The sequence below is a fragment of the Flavobacterium pectinovorum genome (genome assembly GCF_022802975.1).
Lineage (GTDB): Bacteria > Bacteroidota > Bacteroidia > Flavobacteriales > Flavobacteriaceae > Flavobacterium > Flavobacterium pectinovorum_B.
In genome coordinates this window covers 445,036-463,519 of the sequence record NZ_JAFEVZ010000001.1, presented here as the reverse complement: position 1 = coordinate 463,519, position 18,484 = coordinate 445,036, and the positions used below count along the sequence as shown (strand labels likewise).

The following is an 18,484-nucleotide window of genomic DNA, read 5'->3' as shown; positions in this document are numbered from 1 at the left end:
ATTAAGTACAGTTAGTAAATAAAACATTAGCTGAAATTTAATAATTAGCGTTGGAGAAATTTGAAGCGATTTTGTAACCCGACTATAATTTGGGTCTTTATCGCATGCATGAAATTATAACACTCTAAATACTTAAGCATTTTTTGTAAGAATTAAAATATTATTAATTAGTAATTTACTTGCTGATAAAATTTTATTTTTCACAAAATTTATTACTGTTTTTTATGTTTTATGTTTTTTATAATAAAAAAAATACTACATTTGTGCAATCGATTACATTTTTCAAAGCTAGTTTAATGTATTGATAATCAAAAAATAATGATTCCGAATGTTTTAGTACTTTTATCATTTGACCTTTTTGATTGATGATAATAAGGATGTAAAGAAAATTCTAATTTTAAAATAATAGTAGTATAAAGTAGCATGCCTTTAATACTTGAAATGAAATTAGATTGGATTACAAAAACAGACAGATCTATTGTTTTTTATCCCTAACTATTCTTAACCAAAATTGATTATCATGAAAAAAAAATTACAAACATTGTATTTAGCAATGTTACTTTCTCCATTTTGTGTTTTTTCACAAATTTATGTTTCTCCTAATGGTTCAGCCAGCAACCCAGGAACTTTATCAAGCCCTACGACTCTTGAAAATGCCATAACTCAGGTGGCTTCAGGTCAAACTATTTTCATGCGGGGCGGCTCTTATTTTAGAAGTGCTACAATTTTAATTGCACGAACAAATACGGGTTCTGCTAATTCACTTAAACGTATAGAAGCTTATAACGGTGAAATCCCAATTATTGATTTTGCAAGTCAGGCATTAGCAGATTCTAACCGAGGTATTGTACTTGACGGAAGTTATTGGTATTTTAAAGGAATTACGATTCAAAATGCCGGAGATAACGGAATGCTGCTATCGGGTAACAACAATACCATTGACAATTGCATTTTTAAAAAAAACAGAGATTCCGGATTACAATTAAGCAGATACAATACGGCGTTCACAACCATTAGTAACTGGCCTTCAAACAATCTCATCCTAAACTGTGAAGCATTAGACAATAAAGATGCCGCATCAGAAAATGCAGATGGCTTTGCTGCTAAACTAACTTGTGGAAACGGAAACATTTTTAGAGGTTGTATTTCTCATAATAATAGTGATGACGGCTGGGATCTATATACTAAAACAGATACAGGCCCAATTGGAATCATCCTGTTTGAAAATTGTGTTGCCTACAATAACGGTACCCTTACTGACGGAACAACATCAGCTAACGGAGATAAAAATGGATTTAAATTGGGTGGAAGCGGTATTTCTGTAAATCATATTGTCAGACGTTGTGTTGCTTTTGGAAACGGACATCATGGTTTTACAGACAATAATAATTTAGGTTCAATCGAAATGTCAAACAATACCTCTGTAAATAATGCTGATGCTAATTACAGTTTTCGTGAAGGAGGAACACATCAATTTCGAAATAATTTATCCTACAATTGTCCAAATAGTGACAAAAAAACAGGAACTGACGTAGGCAATTCTAATGTTTGGTGGATTAATGATGTGAGTACAAACGGAAAAGGACTGGTCGTAAGCAGTGCCGATTTTGTTTCATTGAGTGTCCCATCAAATATTAAAAACACAGACGGTAGTCCTAATTTAGGAAATTTTGTTGCATTAGCAGCCGGAAGCGATTTAATAAATACAGGGGTAACGGCTACCGGAATTACTTTTAATGGGTCTGCTCCTGATGTAGGTGCAATTGAATATGGAGGAACAACAGTTACAAATTACACCCTTACTACTACTGCTAATCCTACAGCCGGAGGTACCATCTCCCGCAGCCCAAACGCTACAACTTATGCAGCCGGAACTGTTGTAACTCTTACTGCTACTCCGGCAAGTGGCTATACCTTTACTAGTTGGAGTAACGGAGCTACCACTGCCACTACAACCGTTACTATAAATGCAAATACAACGCTTACTGCTAATTTTACTGCAACTTCATCGAATACCTATACTTTGACAACTACTGCAAGCCCTACAGCCGGAGGTTCTGTAAGTCGTAGTCCCAATGCAGCAACTTATGCAGCCGGAACTGTTGTAACACTTACCGCAACTCCGGTAAGCGGGTACACTTTTACAAGCTGGAGCAATGGCGCTACCACTGCCAGTACAACCGTAACAATAAATGCAAATACAACGCTTACTGCTAATTTCACTTCAAGTTCATCGACTACTTATACTTTGACAACTTCTTCAAGCCCAATAGCCGGAGGCTCAATTAGCCGTAGTCCAAATGCAGCAACTTATGCAAGCGGAACTGTAGTAACACTTACAGCAACTCCTGCAAGCGGTTATACTTTTACAAGTTGGAGCAATGGTGCAACAACTGCGACGACCACAGCCACAATTACTGCCAATACAACACTTACAGCTACATTTACAGCAATAACAAGTGGAAGTAGTACATTAAGAATTGATGATAGTACCACTACTACAAATGGCTACTGCGGTGCTGATGGGTCACGTCAAAATAGTTACACAGGTGCCGATGGAGGGTATTATATCAATCTTTCCAATTCTAGTGCAAAAGGGGTGAATTACGCTGTAAATGTACCTCAATCAGGCACCTATACCATTAAATTCAGATATTCTAACGGAGGAAGTTCTTCAGCTACTGTAGCAAAAGTACTGGTAAATGGTACAAATGCAATCGCCAGCTTATCATTTCCAAAAACGACAAATTGGAACACCTGGAATACTACTTCATCTGCAACAATCTCTCTGGCAGGCGGTGTAAATACGATTCGATTAGAAACTACAGTTAATTCAGAATTTGCCATTATAGACTGGCTGGAGGTTACCGGAAATTTACCTTCTACAGCAAGTTGCAGTAGTTCAGGAACCTCAACAAGTCGAATGATTGCCAGTGAAAATACTTCTGAAGCTATTGACAATAGGTATTTAGACGCTACTATCTCACCAAATCCAGTAGAAAGTATTATTAATTTGGTAGTCAACAGTACAAAAAACAAAAAAGCAAATATTGCTTTAATCCGTTTTGATGGACAAAGAGTATCATCTAAAAGTATCGTATTGAATGCCGGACAAAATACAATTAATGTAAATGATTCTAATTTATCATCAGGTATTTATTTCGTTACCATTGAAGCTGAAGGTATTCAAAAAACAATAAAAGCAATCGTTAAATAATTTTAAACAGACTTCAATAAAGCCTCCTAAATTTTTAGACGAGTATTTTTTGGAGAACTTTGAGATAAAGAGAAACCCCGCTAAAATCACTTTAAGCGGGGTTCTTTATTTTCTAACTTTTTAACCGAATTACTTTTTGATAATCTTTTGATTAAAAGTCACTTCGTCGGTTATAACTTTTACCACATAACTTCCCTTTTACAGGCTGCTTACATCTTTGGATTCAACTTCTCCTGAGATCTCTTTTACCAAAGTTCCCGTGAAACTGTAAATCGAAATATTTTTAATTGTTTGGTCAGCTAAAGAAACGTACAGGATAAATATATAAAGAAAGATAAAAAATTATCCGTAAAAATTAAAAAAATAAACTAATAAATTCATTAAAATTTAACAATTTTAAAATATCAATTTCTGGGCGATAATTGCGACAACAATTCTTTATTTCTTATCTTTGCTATTGTAATTTTTAATACGCTGAAAGTTGAGTGACCCTATAGGTGACCCTTTTTTAAGTAATATAATTTAGCCCTTGTATTGACTGGGATTGACATAAAATCAGCGGAACCTCTTTCTCCGCCAGTAGAAGTTTCAGAAGAAACTTTAAAAGTCAAAAGCCTTTAAACACTAGTGTTTAAAGGCTTTTTCGTTTTCTGTACTTTTTCAAAAACACCTATCATAGCTAAGAAGTAAAGCATGACCCTAAAAAAGTCATGCTTTTTTTATACTTAAAACTTATTATTTGTCTTTCCTGTTTACCATCACTATTATCTGAACTGGCTACTCTTAAAAACAGCATTATGACAGCCTCGAAACTGTTCCTGATTATCCAATTATGCAACGCACTACATGCTCTATTTTAAGACCTGTATATTCGCAAAATTCCTGAATTGAAACTAATTGATGATCTTCTTTTTTAAGATGCTTTTTGATCTTCAATAAATACAATCTCGCCTGCGCATATTCTTTGCCCATAATGCACTGTACATCTTTAGGATAAATACAAACCCTTGTACCTTTTGTTATCACGTTTCGTTTTTAATACACTATTCATACACTATCCATGCCTTTGCCATGCTTTAACCCTACCTGTGCAATGCATCGGGACTCATTGAATAACATATTTTCAATACAATCGTTCCTATCATTTCTCCACCCGGAAACAATTCGGGAATTTTGATCAAAAATAACTCGATAATTAAAATCACTATTAAACTAAAACCAAATATTAAGTAAAGATCAAGTCGGAAAGAAGTTAATGTTTTTATCATATCGTCGGTCTAATTTTGGTTCAGTATAACTTATTTATATACGCTACAAAGTAGCACCAATCTACTCGAAATTGAGTGCATATACGAATGTTTGTTTTGTGTTATATATCTTCAAAAATAATCAAAAAAGATTACAAAGCATCAAGGAATATTTAGTTACGTCTACCCCTTCTCTATAAATTAATTGCATAAGCAGTTAGTTATTTAAAGTCGGGAGACTTTCATGAGTTTTGATTTTACAAGAACATTAAAAAAAATACGCAAAGTCAGAGACATTTGCGTAGCGTTAGAATGGAACACTTCGGAGAGCGGGAATTTGTCCAAATGAAACATTCACAAAGATTATAACAATAATAAATTTTAAGTTTTTCATTCTGATGTTCTTCTTTATTTTCAGTTCTGCCAAACTGACCGCCAACTTATATATATATATATATATATATATATATATATACGCTACAAAGCAGCGCCAATCTACACTAAATTGGATGTATATACGAATGTTTGTTACGTTTATATGCATTCAAAAATAATCAAAAAAGATTACAAAGCATCAAAGAATATTTAGTTACGTCTACCCTTCTCAATAAAGAATGGAACGCTTAGGGGAGCTGGGCAACGTTTTTTATTATTTCTTCAATTTCAGAATCTGTTTCTATTTTCTTTCCAGTTTCAGTAAATTCATAAAGTAAAGGTTCTTCTGATATTCTTATAATATAATTTTTGTCAATAAGTAAGTTTAAATATCGTAAAATTTCTTTTTTAGAGTTATAGGTCATCTTCGAAACTTCAAAAATCTGAAATCCCATATTTTCAATTGGTTCAGAACAAATGTTTGATTGTAGCCACAATTGTTTAAACAGGGTTTTCATAGTCTTAAATCTTAATTTGTCCGTTTCTAAATCTTCGATGATTTCATAAGTGTCTGTTATGTATTTTTCATATTTTTCTTTAGAAACTCCGAAAAACCAGCTTCTTTTCGGTTTATCCATAATCTGTTTGTAGAGAAGTCGGATTTTAACATCTTTTTCGTAATCTGGAAAATTATCTATTATTTGATATTTTGAAATTTGCCCACTTAAATATTTTCGTGCCATAGAAGCAGCATATTCTCTGTCGGATATTTGTTGCTTTTCATTCATATGTAAAATGTTGCCTAACTTATTTATATACGCTACAAAGTAGCGCCAATCTACCGAAAATTGGATGTATATACGAATGTTTGTTGCGTTTATATACTTTCAAAAATAACCAAAAAAGATTACAAAGCATCAAATAATATTTAGTTACCTCTACCCTTCTCAATAAAGTAATTGCATAAGTAGTTCCTTATTTAAAGTCGGGAGACTTTCAGGAGTTTTGATTTTACAAGAACATTAAAAAAAATACGCAAAGTCAGAGACATTTGCGTAGCGTTAGAATGGAACACTTCGGAGAGCAGCGTTAATATTGCTGCTAACTTATTTATATGCGAAACAAACATTCGCATATCCACCCCAATTAAGGTAGATTGACGCAATTTCATTTCGTTTTGTATTTACTCAAAAATAACAAAAAAGATTACAAACTATCAAAAGAATAATTGGCTTCCTCTACCCAATTCAATAAAACCAAATTACACAAAACAGTTATTTAAAGTTGGGAGACTTTAAGCGGTTTTGAATTTACAAGAACATTAAAAAATTGTGCAAAGTCGAAGACATTTGCACAGCGTTTCATTAGGAACACTTCGGGGAGCTGGCTGTTGTAAAACGTTTTTCCTTTTTTTTAATTCATTGACCAAACATCATTTTTTCTGGAATTGGTATCTCTACCACCAATAACCCATAATTTATCTTTATATGCTATAGAGGTATGAAGGTCTCTTTTTGAAAAAGGAGCATCAGATGTTACCTGAATCCAAGTTATTCCATCACTACTATTCCATACATCATTGTACATAGTACTTCCGCTTATTCCTCCAATAACCCAAAGTTTATTGTCAAAAACTACTGTGGTATGATAATATCTTTTCGCAAACGGAGCATTTGATGTAACTTCTGTCCAATTAACCCCATCATTACTATTCCAAACGTCATTTGTAAGGCCATTTGGACCTAAACCTGCTATAAGCCATATTTTATTATTGAATACCACTGCGGTATGTCGCCCTTTTCTGGGAGCTCCCAAAGCATTTATTTGTGTCCAATTTATGCCATCAGTACTATTCCATATATCATTTCGAACATCCAGTGAGCCAATCTCACCTCCAATTACCCAAATTTTATTATCGAATACAACAGATGTATGAGCATATCTTGGACTGAAATTTGCATTAGATGTCATTTCTATCCAATTAATGCCATCAGAACTTGACCATACATCATTTTTATTTCCAGAAGAATAACCACCTATAACCCAAATTTTGTTATTATAAGTTACAGTTGAAAAAGAACCACGACCAGAAAATGCTGCATTTGCAGTTATTTCTGTCCATGTTTTGCCATCAGAACTATTCCAGATGTCATTTCTTGAATTGTAACTTGCATCTGTACCACCAATCACCCACATTTTATCATTAAAAACCATAGTGTCATGGTCTAATCTTCCAGCAAATCCAGCATTTGCTGTTACTTGAGAAAATAAAACGTTTGTAGTAAAACTAAAAATACTAGATTCGGTAGAATTCCCAGCTTTATCTTTTGCAATGACTTTCCAGTAAAAAACTGTTGAAAATTGCAAAGAGTTACTTATTGTAAAAGTTGTTTTATGTATGTTAGTTGCAATTACTGTACTTGGGTTAGCATTATTATCCATCACTAAATCATAAGTTATTGGATCGTTTTCTGGATCGGTTGCTGTGCTCCAACTTAATGTTGGTTTCAAAGCAACCTCAATAGCTCCATTACTAACATCTAATAATGAAAACTTATTTGGAGCTGCATTTTTAGGAGGGGAAGTTTCATGATTATTTTCATGATCATTATTACAACTATAGAACATTGTTAATAAGCTAAAAATTAATACAAGGTTTGTTTTGTTCATTACTAAAAGGTGCTATAAATGTTTATTAATAAATCTAAATATGTAATTTAATGTCAAAATGTTTTACAACTTATTTATATGTGTGATAAAATCACACAAAGCCACCATATTTGGCTATAAATGTGTGACAAATACCTACAATATTTATTTACGAATGTATAAATAAATATTTATAAATGATCAACAGTTATTTAAAGTCAGGAGACTTTAAGAGGTTTTGAATTTATAAGAACATTAAAAAAATTGTGCAAAGTCGAAGACATTTACACAGCGTTTCATTAGGAACACTTCGGGGAGCTGGGATAAGATAACGTACAACTTATTTATATACTCTACAAAGTAGCACCAATCTACCCGAAATTGGATGTATATACAAATGTTTGTTACGTTTATATACTTTCAAAAATAACCAAAAAAGATTACAAACTATCAAAAAAATAATTGGTTACCTCAACTCTATAAATAAAACCAAATTATACAAAACAGTTATTTTAAGTCAGGAGACTTTAAGAGGTTTTAAATTTATAAGAACATTAAAAAAAAATGTGCGAAGTCATAGACATTCGCACAGCAATGTAGCTTTTCGCAGGAACACTTCGGAGAGCCTGGTTATTTTATTAATATATCGTCGTATTTCTATGCAATATTTGACTATTTACTAGTTATTTCAATTGCCTTTAAATCAAAAGCATATTTCTTATAACTAATAATATTTCTAGTGTCTTTATTATCAATCCAAGCAGGTTCTAAATGACTAATATTTACTACCTCTGTTGTATTTTTATTTTTAAAAGTACTTACTACATCTTCAAGGACTTTAAGTTCAACTTCATTAAATAAAGTGTTATTGAATTTTAATTGCGGTATGAATTTCTCAGCATAATTATGATCAATCTGGAAATGTTCGATATCTATACTATCTTCATCATACAAATGCTTGAATATTTTTTCATACTCTACTGGAACAGGGCCAAAAGGAATTGCTTTGTATGTAATTCCAAACATTGAGATTCCAAATCTTTGATAATTCAAGAAATCAGAATAAAACAAAAGTTTGTTAACTTTTGTTTTGAAAAGTTCTATTTTGGCAGAGCCAAAATAACTTAATGCGTTAGCAATTTTATCTAAATCTAAGAGTTTAAACCCTGAATTTTGATCAATTGTCCTATAAGCGTATTCCTCTTCGCAGATTTTTCGCCATACATCCTTATCATTATCTATAATTTGATCTATATTTTTAATTAATCTATTATATTCCGTTTCTTTTAATAGATGGGCGCTAAACTCAATTTGCCTCTTAAATTCTTCTGCCTCTTTTATTGATAAAATCAATCTTCCAATAGAAACTGACGGCATTTCGCCACTTTCATATAATCTATATGCATTTGAACCTAATCCTAAAATTTCTGACATCTTTTTTGCTGAGACATCATATTTTTCTCTAATATTTCTAATTTCTTCTGGGAAAGGAATTCCATATTTTTCTCTATACTGATTATGAACCTGATTTATATTAATCAAATCTAATTCATCATCTGTAAAACGTTCTTGTGTATCCTCGCATTCATATGCCTGGTATACAATTTCAAATTCATCTTTTCTGTAAGGTAATATTGTATTCTCCCTAACAATCCTCATTTCCTTACCAGTAAATGGACTTTTCATAATTTATTTTTTAAAGGGATACGTCATGGCAAATTCTGCCTCGTGAAAAGAAATACAAATAACAGGCAGATTTTCTGAACCTATTGTTATTTTAATATACATTTCTTTTGCTTTTATTAGTTTTCCAAAAATCCACATAGGCGACATCTTATACAATAAATCATCAGTAGGACCTTGGCAATAATCTTCCACAGCAAGTTTCTTGAGAACTTCTTTTCTCTCTGCCGGTAATAAATCTAAAGCCAATAATGCCTCAGTATTTTTTTTTACTGTTCTATCATCCCGAAAGATAACACTAAAGATATCTAACTTGGCTTTAAATTCGCTCAAAAACATTCTGACTTCTTGTTCTGTTGCCATGATACGAATAATAAGATTACGAATGTTGTAATCTTATTTGCAACTCGATTAACAACTTTAACATTGCAAAAATATAAAAAAAATACAAATAATTAAACTTTTTAGTTGAATATTAAAATAATTTATTTCAATATTATCCCAAAGCAGAGTAACACTTTTTTTTAATGTAAATATCAAGACTCTTATTCGATAAACGAAAAAGTTGAGAAGAAGCTGCAATCATTTGTCAAGCGGACGAACAAAAATAAACTCATTTCTTCTTTCATGGTAACATTTTGATAAATGGTATGCTCGAAAGAACTTTTTCGAAAAAAGTTGCCATTAGAAGTATTCTGTCTTTTTCTACAAAATTTAAAATAATTGTCATCACAATAATGAAGACAAAAGCATATATTATTATTGACAAGATTGCTTTTTTCATAAATATAATTCTTTATATATTTTTATACTCATTTTTTTAAAAGGTTGATTTCTAAAAAAATATTTTTTATTTGCCATCAAGGTTTTAAACATTAAAACAGGACGCCTTTTAAAAATTTCTAGTGCTTGCAAGGTATTTATTGGGCTCAAAATAAAATAGGACATAAAAAATCATTCTATTAAAACACTTATTTTATTGGTTTTACAAAGAACAGAATAGCGTTTTGAATGTGGTGTGACATCAAAATGACAGAATATTTATTTTTTAAAATAACGATTAAATCATATTCAGAATAGTAGGGATATTTTGTGTATAACAAAAAAACCTCGCCATTACTGACAAGGTTTTCTTTATTTGGTATTTTGTTTTTGGATTATTTTACTTGACGAATCGATTAAATCGCGTTTACTTTTGCTCAAAAATATTTTCAAAATTTTAAAAAGCAGACTTTTGGAATTGAGCTTAAGCAGCGCGTTTTTTTTCGATTTTTCGGGCTTTTTTTGATTTTTTCGACCTTTTTATTTATATATAGTAATATAATAGTTTAAATTCCTTATGGAGAATTCTCTTTGGAATGTGCATAGTGTGTCTCCCCTAAACTGGCTGTCCAGTTTAAGTTCTCACACACTTTCAAGGTTAAAGTTAACTTCTTTCCGGAGCCATCCTCCCCATCACGTGTCTGAAGTAGTCGATTAATGCTCTTCAGATTGGTATCAACTCCCCGGTTATTATCAACCTTCTATACATACTACTCATACCTTAGTGCCATAGCTCTGCTGTGTATAGTCCCCTTGCGGTAGCAGATTTAAATACAAATGCCGAAGTTTCTAACCAACCCATTTGAATCGAGTTATTTTGCTTAAACAAAGTAACACTACAAAGATAAAATGCTAAATATTAATCTCTTAAAAACTCATACGAACTTATAAACCAAGTTATAAACAAGGAATAGTTAAATGACACAACAGTTATTTAAAGTCGGGAGACTTTAAGAGGTTTTGATTTTACAACAACATTAAAAAATTGTGCAAAGTCGAAGACATTTGCACAGCGTTTCATTAGGAAGACTTCGAAGATCTAGGGTTTAGTTTTTTAAGAGAACACTTCGTAGAGCGGGTTCGGTGGGTTTTAAAATGACGCACAACTTATTTATATACGCCACAAAGTAGCGACAATCTACCCGAAATTGGGAGTATATACGAATGTTTGTTACGCTTATATATTTTCAAAAATAACCAAAAAAGATTACAAAGCCTCAAAAGTGTATTTAGTTGTTATATTCTCTTAACTTAGAAACTTTTATTGATATTTATTAAGTTTCACGAGCGAGACGCTCTCTCCAGCCGGGGGATTTGTGTGGGAGGGAGATAAAAAATCGTTGTATGTTTTAGCCATTATAAATTACCATTCTTTATTTTCCTTGAAATACTCAATGCCATTAAACGCTGCCATTTTTGCGTCTTCTAAATCTTTAAAAAATTTATTTCCAATTGTTTTATCAATCATAACTTTATATTTTGAAGTAAATTTATCTTTAAATATAACTATAATATGATCTTCAACTTTTATGTACCAATTTAATTTACTGCTTAATTTCCAAGTTTTCTTTTTCCAATTTTTTCGTCTATTCGCTCGGTTTCTTAACTCTGATTCACGTCTTCCTGGATTAAGGTAATCATTAGTCATTTTTTCAGCGCAAACGCAACCAACTCTAAACTCTTCATTAATTTCACGATGTTCAACAATATGAACATAACGGATTCTTTCGTTACCACACATCATACAGCTTTCGTATTCCGTTTCGTCTTCCGATTGTTCATCTTCTCTAACATCAATTACATCTATCAAGATCCAGCCTTTATGTGGAATTCCCGATTGTTTCCAAAAATTAGTCATATGCTCAATTTTAAAGATGGTTGCTAGTGGGTAACGCATAAGTTGTATATATACGAAACAAATATTCGAATTCCTAACAGTTAAGCTTGATTGGCGTAATTCATTTTCGTTTTATATATTCTCAAAAATAACCAAAAAGATTACAAAGCATCAAAGAATGTTTAGTTAACTCTACCCTTATTAATAAAGTAATTGCATAAGTAGTTCGTTATTTAAAGTCCGGAGACTTTCAGGAGTTTTGATTTTACAAGAACATTAAAAAAAATACGCAAAGTCAGAGACATTTGCCTAGCGTTAGAATGGAACACTTCGGAGAGCAGGGGAAATGTTTTTCAAATTTCATCATTTTGTCTGTTGGCCTGGTTCTCTAAAATTGCCTACAACTTTTTTATATACACTACAAAGTAGCGACAATCTACGCGAAATTGGGTGGATATACAAATGTTTGTTACGTTTATATACTTTCAAAAATAACCAAAAAAGATTACAAAGCATCAAAGAATATTTAGTTACCTCTACTCCTTCTCAATAAAGAATGTAACACTTCGGGGAGCTGGGATCTGTTTTTTTATTTAGATTGTGTGCACGAGTGTGACACTCGTGCCAGCCCGGGGAAGTCATAGACATTCGCCAGCGTTTCATAAAAAAACTTCAGAAAGCGAGTGGGTGCGGTTTCAAAAGCCCACACGAAAGGATTCGTGCGGGAGCGGGGGTGCTAAACATATACAATATTTATGTACGAATATATAAATTATTTTATAAATCATTAACAGGATGATTACGAATAAACTCACGATTTAATTTCATCTTTAGATCTATAATCCAATGGAAATGGAAGTATAGTTGGATATTTATTTAATTTAATCATTAACTTTTGATACTTAATTTCAGAGTTATAATATTTAAAATTTGTTACATCAGATAATTGCAAGATAGGTTTTGGATTATCTATATTTAAGACAAATCCAAATGGCTTAAAAGTAAATTCACACATTGCGCCGCAAAGATTTGTATACATAATATTACCATTCCTAATATTTCCTTCATGATTTAGATACATATAAACTTTGTACCGATCTGATAGTATATTTGAATTTTCATCCATTACAAATTCAATTAAACCATCATATGTTTTGGTAAAATTGGAATTATTACAACAGATAAATATTGCTATAATTTGTTTTATGAACTTTAATAAATTTATATCAGAAACATCAAATTCATAACATTTTGCATCTTGATACTGATTTATTATTCCATATGAAATTTCAGCAAATTTTTTATAATCTCTAACATATTTTTTACCCAAGTAACCGTTACATTCGTCACATAGACAATGATTTCCAAAACCACCTTGTTCTATTCTGGATTTCGGTTTTAACTTCCCTTCTGAGTAATCCATAGCATTTTGATAGTAGTCTTTAGAATTTACTTCGTAAAACTTTGTATTATTATTAAATGCTGATTTTGGAGGAATATGTTCATATGTCAAAGGTTTTTCTTTTTTACACAATTTGCATATCCCAACTATTACTTTTTTCATATGTTAAGAAAAGATTTGAGTTGATTTTGAATTAGTACAATAGTAATGAACTCTATTTTATAGACTCCAGTTTCTCATACTTAAAGTGGATTATCTCATCTGCTTCAACTTGCGCAGAATAATTCATATCATATTTTATTATAGGCAATTGAGATGGATGAATCTCTATTTTTTCTTCTCCTTTAAAATCTAGATTATGTAAAAAAGCTGGATATAAATCATTTACCAATTGATATTCTTTGTAATTAATGTTTTCTGTTTCTGTGCAAAATGGTATAAATAATTGAAAAACTAAAACCCCTGAACAAACTACTAATGAAAGCTTTGGTTCGTACTTGTTATTAGCTATCTCAAACCTTCTTTTGTATAACGATGCAAATGGTTTGTCATAATATTTATTTGCAAATCGTGTTCGATACAAATTTAATGGGATATCGTAAACTATCTCACTTTCACTATCATTTTTAGCTAACCATTCAATTGTCTTTTTATAATCTTCTAATTCATTTCTTGGACATAGAGAAAGACCAATTTTTACTAAACTTTTATACACATTAAGAGGTATAAACTTTTTCTTTTTTAAGTTCATACTAATTAGTTTGTTTGTATAATCATAATGAAAATCTACAAGATTGTTATTAAAATTTATATTTGGTTTTCCATCTATATATTTTATTGTTGTAGATTTTTCAGCTGAATCTTTTCGGCTTTGGAAAATCGGAATCTTGCTCTTAGTTTTTTGTCCAATCAGGGTTTGATAAGGACTAATGTAATTTGATAAGTCTGTTTCGTATGCACCGAATAATTTATTACAGCTATCGCATTCGTCATTGCTTGTATAATTATTTTTACCTAATAATTCTGGAATAACATGCGGGATATTTTTAAATGTATTTTCTTTTGAAGTTTTTAGACAAAATTTACAAACTTTATCAATGGTAACATTAAACTGTCCTCTAAAATCATTTGAAGAGCTTATCAATTCGTATTTATCAAAAAATGTCTTTTCATGCATTTGTTCTATATTAATTACATTGCTTTAACTTTTTATATTTAGAAAACTTTTATTGATTTTGCTTGCGCTCACGATCGATACGCTATAACTAGTTTGAGTTTATGGAATTTCTATTTCTTCATCTTTTTGGTCGTCGTTATTTATTTTTTCCAACAACCCCGTATAACTAACAATTACGAAAAGAGTAAACAAACAGCAGGTTAAAAATATTGTTCCAAGAATCCAATTGAAGTTAAAGAAGATTGATCCAATTCCTGCTATTGATAGGAAACAACCAAAAAAGTTACATATCCATAAATACCAGATGTGAGCTCTAATTTTATATAACTTTTCTAAATAAAGCGCAGCAATACTTCCAACTAAAAGTGGAATTGATGCAGAGAAACAATATAAGGCGATTGATAGTTGTAGTGAATCTATTTTCTCATTAACGAGCTGAATGGTAATTACCATTGACGTGCTTATTAACGCTGTAGCAATAAATAAGTTTTCTTGTTGATGTTTTTCTTTTACGTGATATTTTTTCATCTATAGTTATGACATGATTTAAATGTACTTGCTTAAACACTATACAAACCTTTCGCAAATTCATCTAAATCGGTGAAAACTTGTATTGTTTTATATATTTTCAAAAATAACCAAAAAAGATTACAAAACACTAAAAGAATATTTAGTTATATCTCCCTATTGAATATAACCAAATCGAATAAAACAGTTATTTAAAGTCAGGAGACTTTAAGAGTTTTGAATTTATAAGAACATTAAAAAAAAATGTGCAAAGTCGAAGACATTTGCACAGCGTTTCATTAGCAACACTTCGGAGAGCGGGAGTAGGAGACATTCGAAAAGTATTTCAGGATAACTCGATGAGCGCCATATAATAATTAACACTATGACGGATTTTTAAGTTTTATATCGGATAAATTAGTATTAATACAAAAAGAGAGGTAATATTATTAAGAAATTTATTTCTAAATTTTGTGAATTTATAGATAATTCTTTGAAAATAAAGTATTAATATTTTTCAGACATAAAAATATTTTGTAAAAATAATACAACCAGCAATTATAAAAATAAAATATATAGAAATGCAACTAACTGAAAATGAAATTTTAGATCAAATAGTATTAAAAGAAAATGCTTACTTCTATTCTAATCCAGACGAAGTGAACTTATCAAGATATTTAATTACAAATCTTTTCAAAACAATTTCTACCGGAAGAATAGGGAATTATCTTTTAAGAGTTATTAATAAGGAGATTATAATTGATGAGCAGAATTTCAGTTATTCTATATGTATATTTCGTTATACTGCAATTCCTTCTATTCTCGAAGAGCATTTAGAAAACTGGGAAGAAATAAAACTGGCATACATCCTTATAGTGGATTTTAAAGATTATATAATGATTATTAGGCGCAACGTGGCTAAACTCAATGAATTTATTGAGAAATTTGATCCAATTGACTCCAAGGTTCTTTCCACTCTATACGTTAATGATGATACACAAATCGAAAAGTTAAACATGCAAAACATGAATGTTTCCGATAGAGCTATGCGCCAAAAATCTCTTGAATCTCTTAATTTAAAACAAAATCTTTCTCCCTTAGGGGCAAGTAATTACGTGGTAAATAATATGAGAGTAAAAAATGATGACGAAAAAACTTCACTCTCACTGAATACTTCAAGAATAAATAAATTAGGAAAAAAATGCACCATAAAAGAAATTTCAAAATGGGGATTCTCACAGATTGAAAAATTAAGGGCACATTTAGACCGAGAAACTTTTCTTTCAATATTTTCTGAATCAATTGATTTTAAAGATCACAAGCAGGACCTTATGCCTATTGCAATTTTATTTGTATTCTCAAAACTATATGAAGATTTGGAACAAAATTTAATTCACGAGGCTCGAATTGTTTTAGATGATGGTAGTCAAAGACCAATTAATCTAATTAAACACATATCAAAGGTAGAAACCTTACTTCAGGTTATTAACAATAATACTGTTGGTCTTAATACTTATAGCATTCAAAATCCATATGCGAACGATTTAGAAATAAAGATGAATGAAAAATCTATTTCAATAAGTTCTCGAAAATTAAGAAATATTATACTTTTTAAAGATAATGGCAGAATCCAAAAACTTTTGGATTATATCAATGTATCTAATCAATTCATTGTTAATTTTGATAATTGTGAACTTATCTACACTAACCGAAAATTATTTAAAGACAATAGACTTTTAGGAAACATTGACAATTTTATTAAAATCTTTCGTCCTGATGAACAACTTGTAACTGCAAATAGTGAGAAAGGTACGTTTTCAGCAACTTCTATAAATTTCAGTGCTGGATCAGTTTTTAATATTGTGGAAGACATATTTTTAGAGGATTCCGAATATTTATTATGTGATGATCTTGGAAAAGAGTGGGCTGACCATATCAGTATTAGCGGTAGTAAAATTAAATTTATTCATTCGAAATATAAAGAAGTAAATTTTTCAGCATCTGCATTTCAGGACATTGTGGGACAAGCATTGAAAAATTTAGGAAATCTAACGCCCCAAGATTTTCAATTAGCTTCTAAACAAAATTTTTGGAACAGTAATTACAATAAAGATGGATTTCAAACACAAATAGCAAGATTGCGTAAAGGTAATTCGGTAGCAGATTTTACAGAAAGATTTAAGAGTACAATTTTAGAACCGAATCATCAAAGGGAAGTATGTCTAGTACTGAATTTTATCTCCAAAAGTGCTTTAGAAATTAAACTTCAGCAATTGCGAGATTCAGAATTCTTTATTGAAAGGAATGAGGTTATACAGATTTTATGGTTTATTTCATCATTTATAAACAGTTGTAAAGAAGCAGGAGTCGATAGTGTTTATATTTACTGCAAACCGTAATTTATTTAAAAACAAACAAGAATAATCCGTTTGGCTTTGACATTTTTTGCAGGCACGTTTTCTAAATTAGTACTATCGGATGTGAATTAAATAATAAAATTTGGCGTGAAGTGCTTCCGATTAATAAGAAATTGAAATATTAAACAAAAATGAGCATATAAATAAGAAAAGATTATATTTATTTTATTAAACATTAATAACTATCGAACAAATAAATTGAAAATTCATTTATAAACGCATATCAATGACAAAGGAGCAAATCATGTTCTAATCGCGTTGGAAAAGCTATTAAGTAGGCACTAGTTGCAAACGAGCGCCAGTTGGGAATATTGGTTGCTTCTATCCTATTCAATAAAACCAAATTACACAAAACAGTTATTTAAAGTCGGGAGACTTTAAGAGGTTTTGAATTTACAAGAACATTAAAAAAAAATGTGTAAAGTCGAAGACATTTGCACAGCGTTTAATTAGGAACACTTCGGAGAGCGGGGTAGCGTTAGCATGGAACACCTCGGAGAGCGGGGCATTTTATAAGAACACTTCGGAGAGCTTGGGATGTTTGTTCAATTTTATGAAGAAACACTTAGAAGAGATGAGCAGGTTTCCTTATATCTTTCTATTCTCACGAATGTGGTGAAGCAATTCTAGTCGTCTTAGACCTGCTTTTTTTTGATAGTCGAATTCGTCAATATGATAGTTACAAAGTTCCGTTAATTCCGGAAAAATTTGTTTGACATTTTCTAAGACTTTAATGTTTTCGACCCTTTCAGATCGAGGAAATGAATCTTGTCTTAAAAGTATTATTTGAATTTTAATTTTATTATCTGAAATTATCCAATCGTATATTAATTTTTCAAGTTTTGTACCATTGTCAGGAGTTGACCAAACAAGAATATCAAGAAGAGCTGCAATCTTTGCTAAATCTGTATCATTTTTTAATGAGTTAAAAATAATTTCCGCAAAGTTTTCCTTGAAATAAAGATCAACAAAAATATCAGCTTGATTAAAACCCTTTTCATTTGCTCTTAATTCGCCAGTCATTTCATAATAAATTCCATCAAGAATTGTTTCGATAAGTTTGACATCTGATTTCATTCTCTAATTTTGATATTTGTAATTTTTAAATTATATCTAACGTTGTGGAATTACAAGAAGGTATTTCAGCAGCT

12 protein-coding genes are annotated in these 18,484 nt (G+C 30.9%); 2 read left to right on the top strand and 10 right to left on the bottom strand.

All coding sequences use genetic code 11. The features are described 5' to 3' along the window. The first annotated feature begins 520 nt into the window (after nucleotides 1–520). On the top strand, nucleotides 521–3,217 hold the full coding sequence (locus tag FLV_RS01900; RefSeq protein ID WP_243230348.1) for an InlB B-repeat-containing protein: 2,697 nt from the start codon (nucleotides 521–523) through the stop codon (nucleotides 3,215–3,217). A gap of 822 nt (nucleotides 3,218–4,039) precedes the next feature. Here FLV_RS01900 and FLV_RS01895 read toward each other — a convergent pair. The 9 genes from FLV_RS01895 to FLV_RS01855 form a co-directional block, all read right to left on the bottom strand. Then, complete coding sequence (locus FLV_RS01895; protein WP_031453673.1) at nucleotides 4,040–4,243, bottom strand: hypothetical protein; 204 nt, start codon at nucleotides 4,241–4,243, stop codon at nucleotides 4,040–4,042. Between the two features lie 844 nt (nucleotides 4,244–5,087). Further along, a complete protein-coding gene (locus tag FLV_RS01890) occupies nucleotides 5,088–5,627 on the bottom strand; it encodes a hypothetical protein (protein ID WP_243230347.1) in 540 nt (179 codons plus the stop codon). 625 nt (nucleotides 5,628–6,252) lie between these two features. Next, nucleotides 6,253–7,467 carry a kelch repeat-containing protein gene (locus tag FLV_RS01885; protein WP_243230346.1) on the bottom strand — a complete coding sequence of 405 codons (1,215 nt, stop codon included), beginning with the start codon at nucleotides 7,465–7,467 and terminating at the stop codon, nucleotides 6,253–6,255. 693 nt (nucleotides 7,468–8,160) lie between these two features. Next, complete coding sequence (locus tag FLV_RS01880) at nucleotides 8,161–9,174, bottom strand: type II toxin-antitoxin system antitoxin SocA domain-containing protein (RefSeq protein WP_243230345.1); 1,014 nt, start codon at nucleotides 9,172–9,174, stop codon at nucleotides 8,161–8,163. A gap of 3 nt (nucleotides 9,175–9,177) precedes the next feature. Beyond that, complete coding sequence (locus FLV_RS01875; RefSeq protein WP_243230343.1) at nucleotides 9,178–9,534, bottom strand: hypothetical protein; 357 nt, start codon at nucleotides 9,532–9,534, stop codon at nucleotides 9,178–9,180. 1,822 nt (nucleotides 9,535–11,356) lie between these two features. Further along, the gene (locus tag FLV_RS01870) at nucleotides 11,357–11,890 is read right to left on the bottom strand and encodes a hypothetical protein (RefSeq protein ID WP_243230342.1); all 534 of its coding nucleotides are present in this window, start codon (nucleotides 11,888–11,890) and stop codon (nucleotides 11,357–11,359) included. A gap of 751 nt (nucleotides 11,891–12,641) precedes the next feature. Next, complete coding sequence (locus tag FLV_RS01865; RefSeq protein WP_243230341.1) at nucleotides 12,642–13,394, bottom strand: hypothetical protein; 753 nt, start codon at nucleotides 13,392–13,394, stop codon at nucleotides 12,642–12,644. 52 nt (nucleotides 13,395–13,446) lie between these two features. After that, nucleotides 13,447–14,409 (bottom strand): HNH endonuclease, encoded by a 963-nt coding sequence (locus FLV_RS01860; RefSeq protein ID WP_243230340.1) that lies wholly within the window; start codon nucleotides 14,407–14,409, stop codon nucleotides 13,447–13,449. A gap of 99 nt (nucleotides 14,410–14,508) precedes the next feature. Beyond that, nucleotides 14,509–14,937, bottom strand: coding sequence for a hypothetical protein (locus FLV_RS01855; protein ID WP_243230339.1), 429 nt, complete (start codon nucleotides 14,935–14,937; stop codon nucleotides 14,509–14,511). 560 nt (nucleotides 14,938–15,497) lie between these two features. On the opposite strand from FLV_RS01855, the gene FLV_RS01850 reads away from it, so the two are divergent. Then, a complete protein-coding gene (locus tag FLV_RS01850) occupies nucleotides 15,498–17,315 on the top strand; it encodes a hypothetical protein (protein ID WP_243230338.1) in 1,818 nt (605 codons plus the stop codon). Nucleotides 17,316–17,921: 606 nt separating this feature from the next. Here FLV_RS01850 and FLV_RS01845 read toward each other — a convergent pair. Continuing rightward, nucleotides 17,922–18,410, bottom strand: a complete 489-nt coding sequence (locus FLV_RS01845) for a hypothetical protein (RefSeq protein WP_243230337.1) — start codon at nucleotides 18,408–18,410, stop codon at nucleotides 17,922–17,924. Nucleotides 18,411–18,484 lie beyond the last annotated feature (74 nt).

What these genes read in the sequence shown, in the direction of transcription:
- FLV_RS01900 (WP_243230348.1), top strand. Translation starts at nt 521, where the DNA reads ATGAAAAAAAAATTACAAACATTGTATTTAGCAATGTTACTTTCTCCA.
- FLV_RS01890 (WP_243230347.1), bottom strand. Translation starts at nt 5,627, where the DNA reads ATGAATGAAAAGCAACAAATATCCGACAGAGAATATGCTGCTTCTATG.
- FLV_RS01885 (WP_243230346.1), bottom strand. Translation starts at nt 7,467, where the DNA reads ATGTTCTATAGTTGTAATAATGATCATGAAAATAATCATGAAACTTCC.
- FLV_RS01880 (WP_243230345.1), bottom strand. Translation starts at nt 9,174, where the DNA reads ATGAAAAGTCCATTTACTGGTAAGGAAATGAGGATTGTTAGGGAGAAT.
- FLV_RS01875 (WP_243230343.1), bottom strand. Translation starts at nt 9,534, where the DNA reads ATGGCAACAGAACAAGAAGTCAGAATGTTTTTGAGCGAATTTAAAGCC.
- FLV_RS01870 (WP_243230342.1), bottom strand. Translation starts at nt 11,890, where the DNA reads ATGCGTTACCCACTAGCAACCATCTTTAAAATTGAGCATATGACTAAT.
- FLV_RS01865 (WP_243230341.1), bottom strand. Translation starts at nt 13,394, where the DNA reads ATGAAAAAAGTAATAGTTGGGATATGCAAATTGTGTAAAAAAGAAAAA.
- FLV_RS01860 (WP_243230340.1), bottom strand. Translation starts at nt 14,409, where the DNA reads ATGCATGAAAAGACATTTTTTGATAAATACGAATTGATAAGCTCTTCA.
- FLV_RS01855 (WP_243230339.1), bottom strand. Translation starts at nt 14,937, where the DNA reads ATGAAAAAATATCACGTAAAAGAAAAACATCAACAAGAAAACTTATTT.
- FLV_RS01850 (WP_243230338.1), top strand. Translation starts at nt 15,498, where the DNA reads ATGCAACTAACTGAAAATGAAATTTTAGATCAAATAGTATTAAAAGAA.
- FLV_RS01845 (WP_243230337.1), bottom strand. Translation starts at nt 18,410, where the DNA reads ATGAAATCAGATGTCAAACTTATCGAAACAATTCTTGATGGAATTTAT.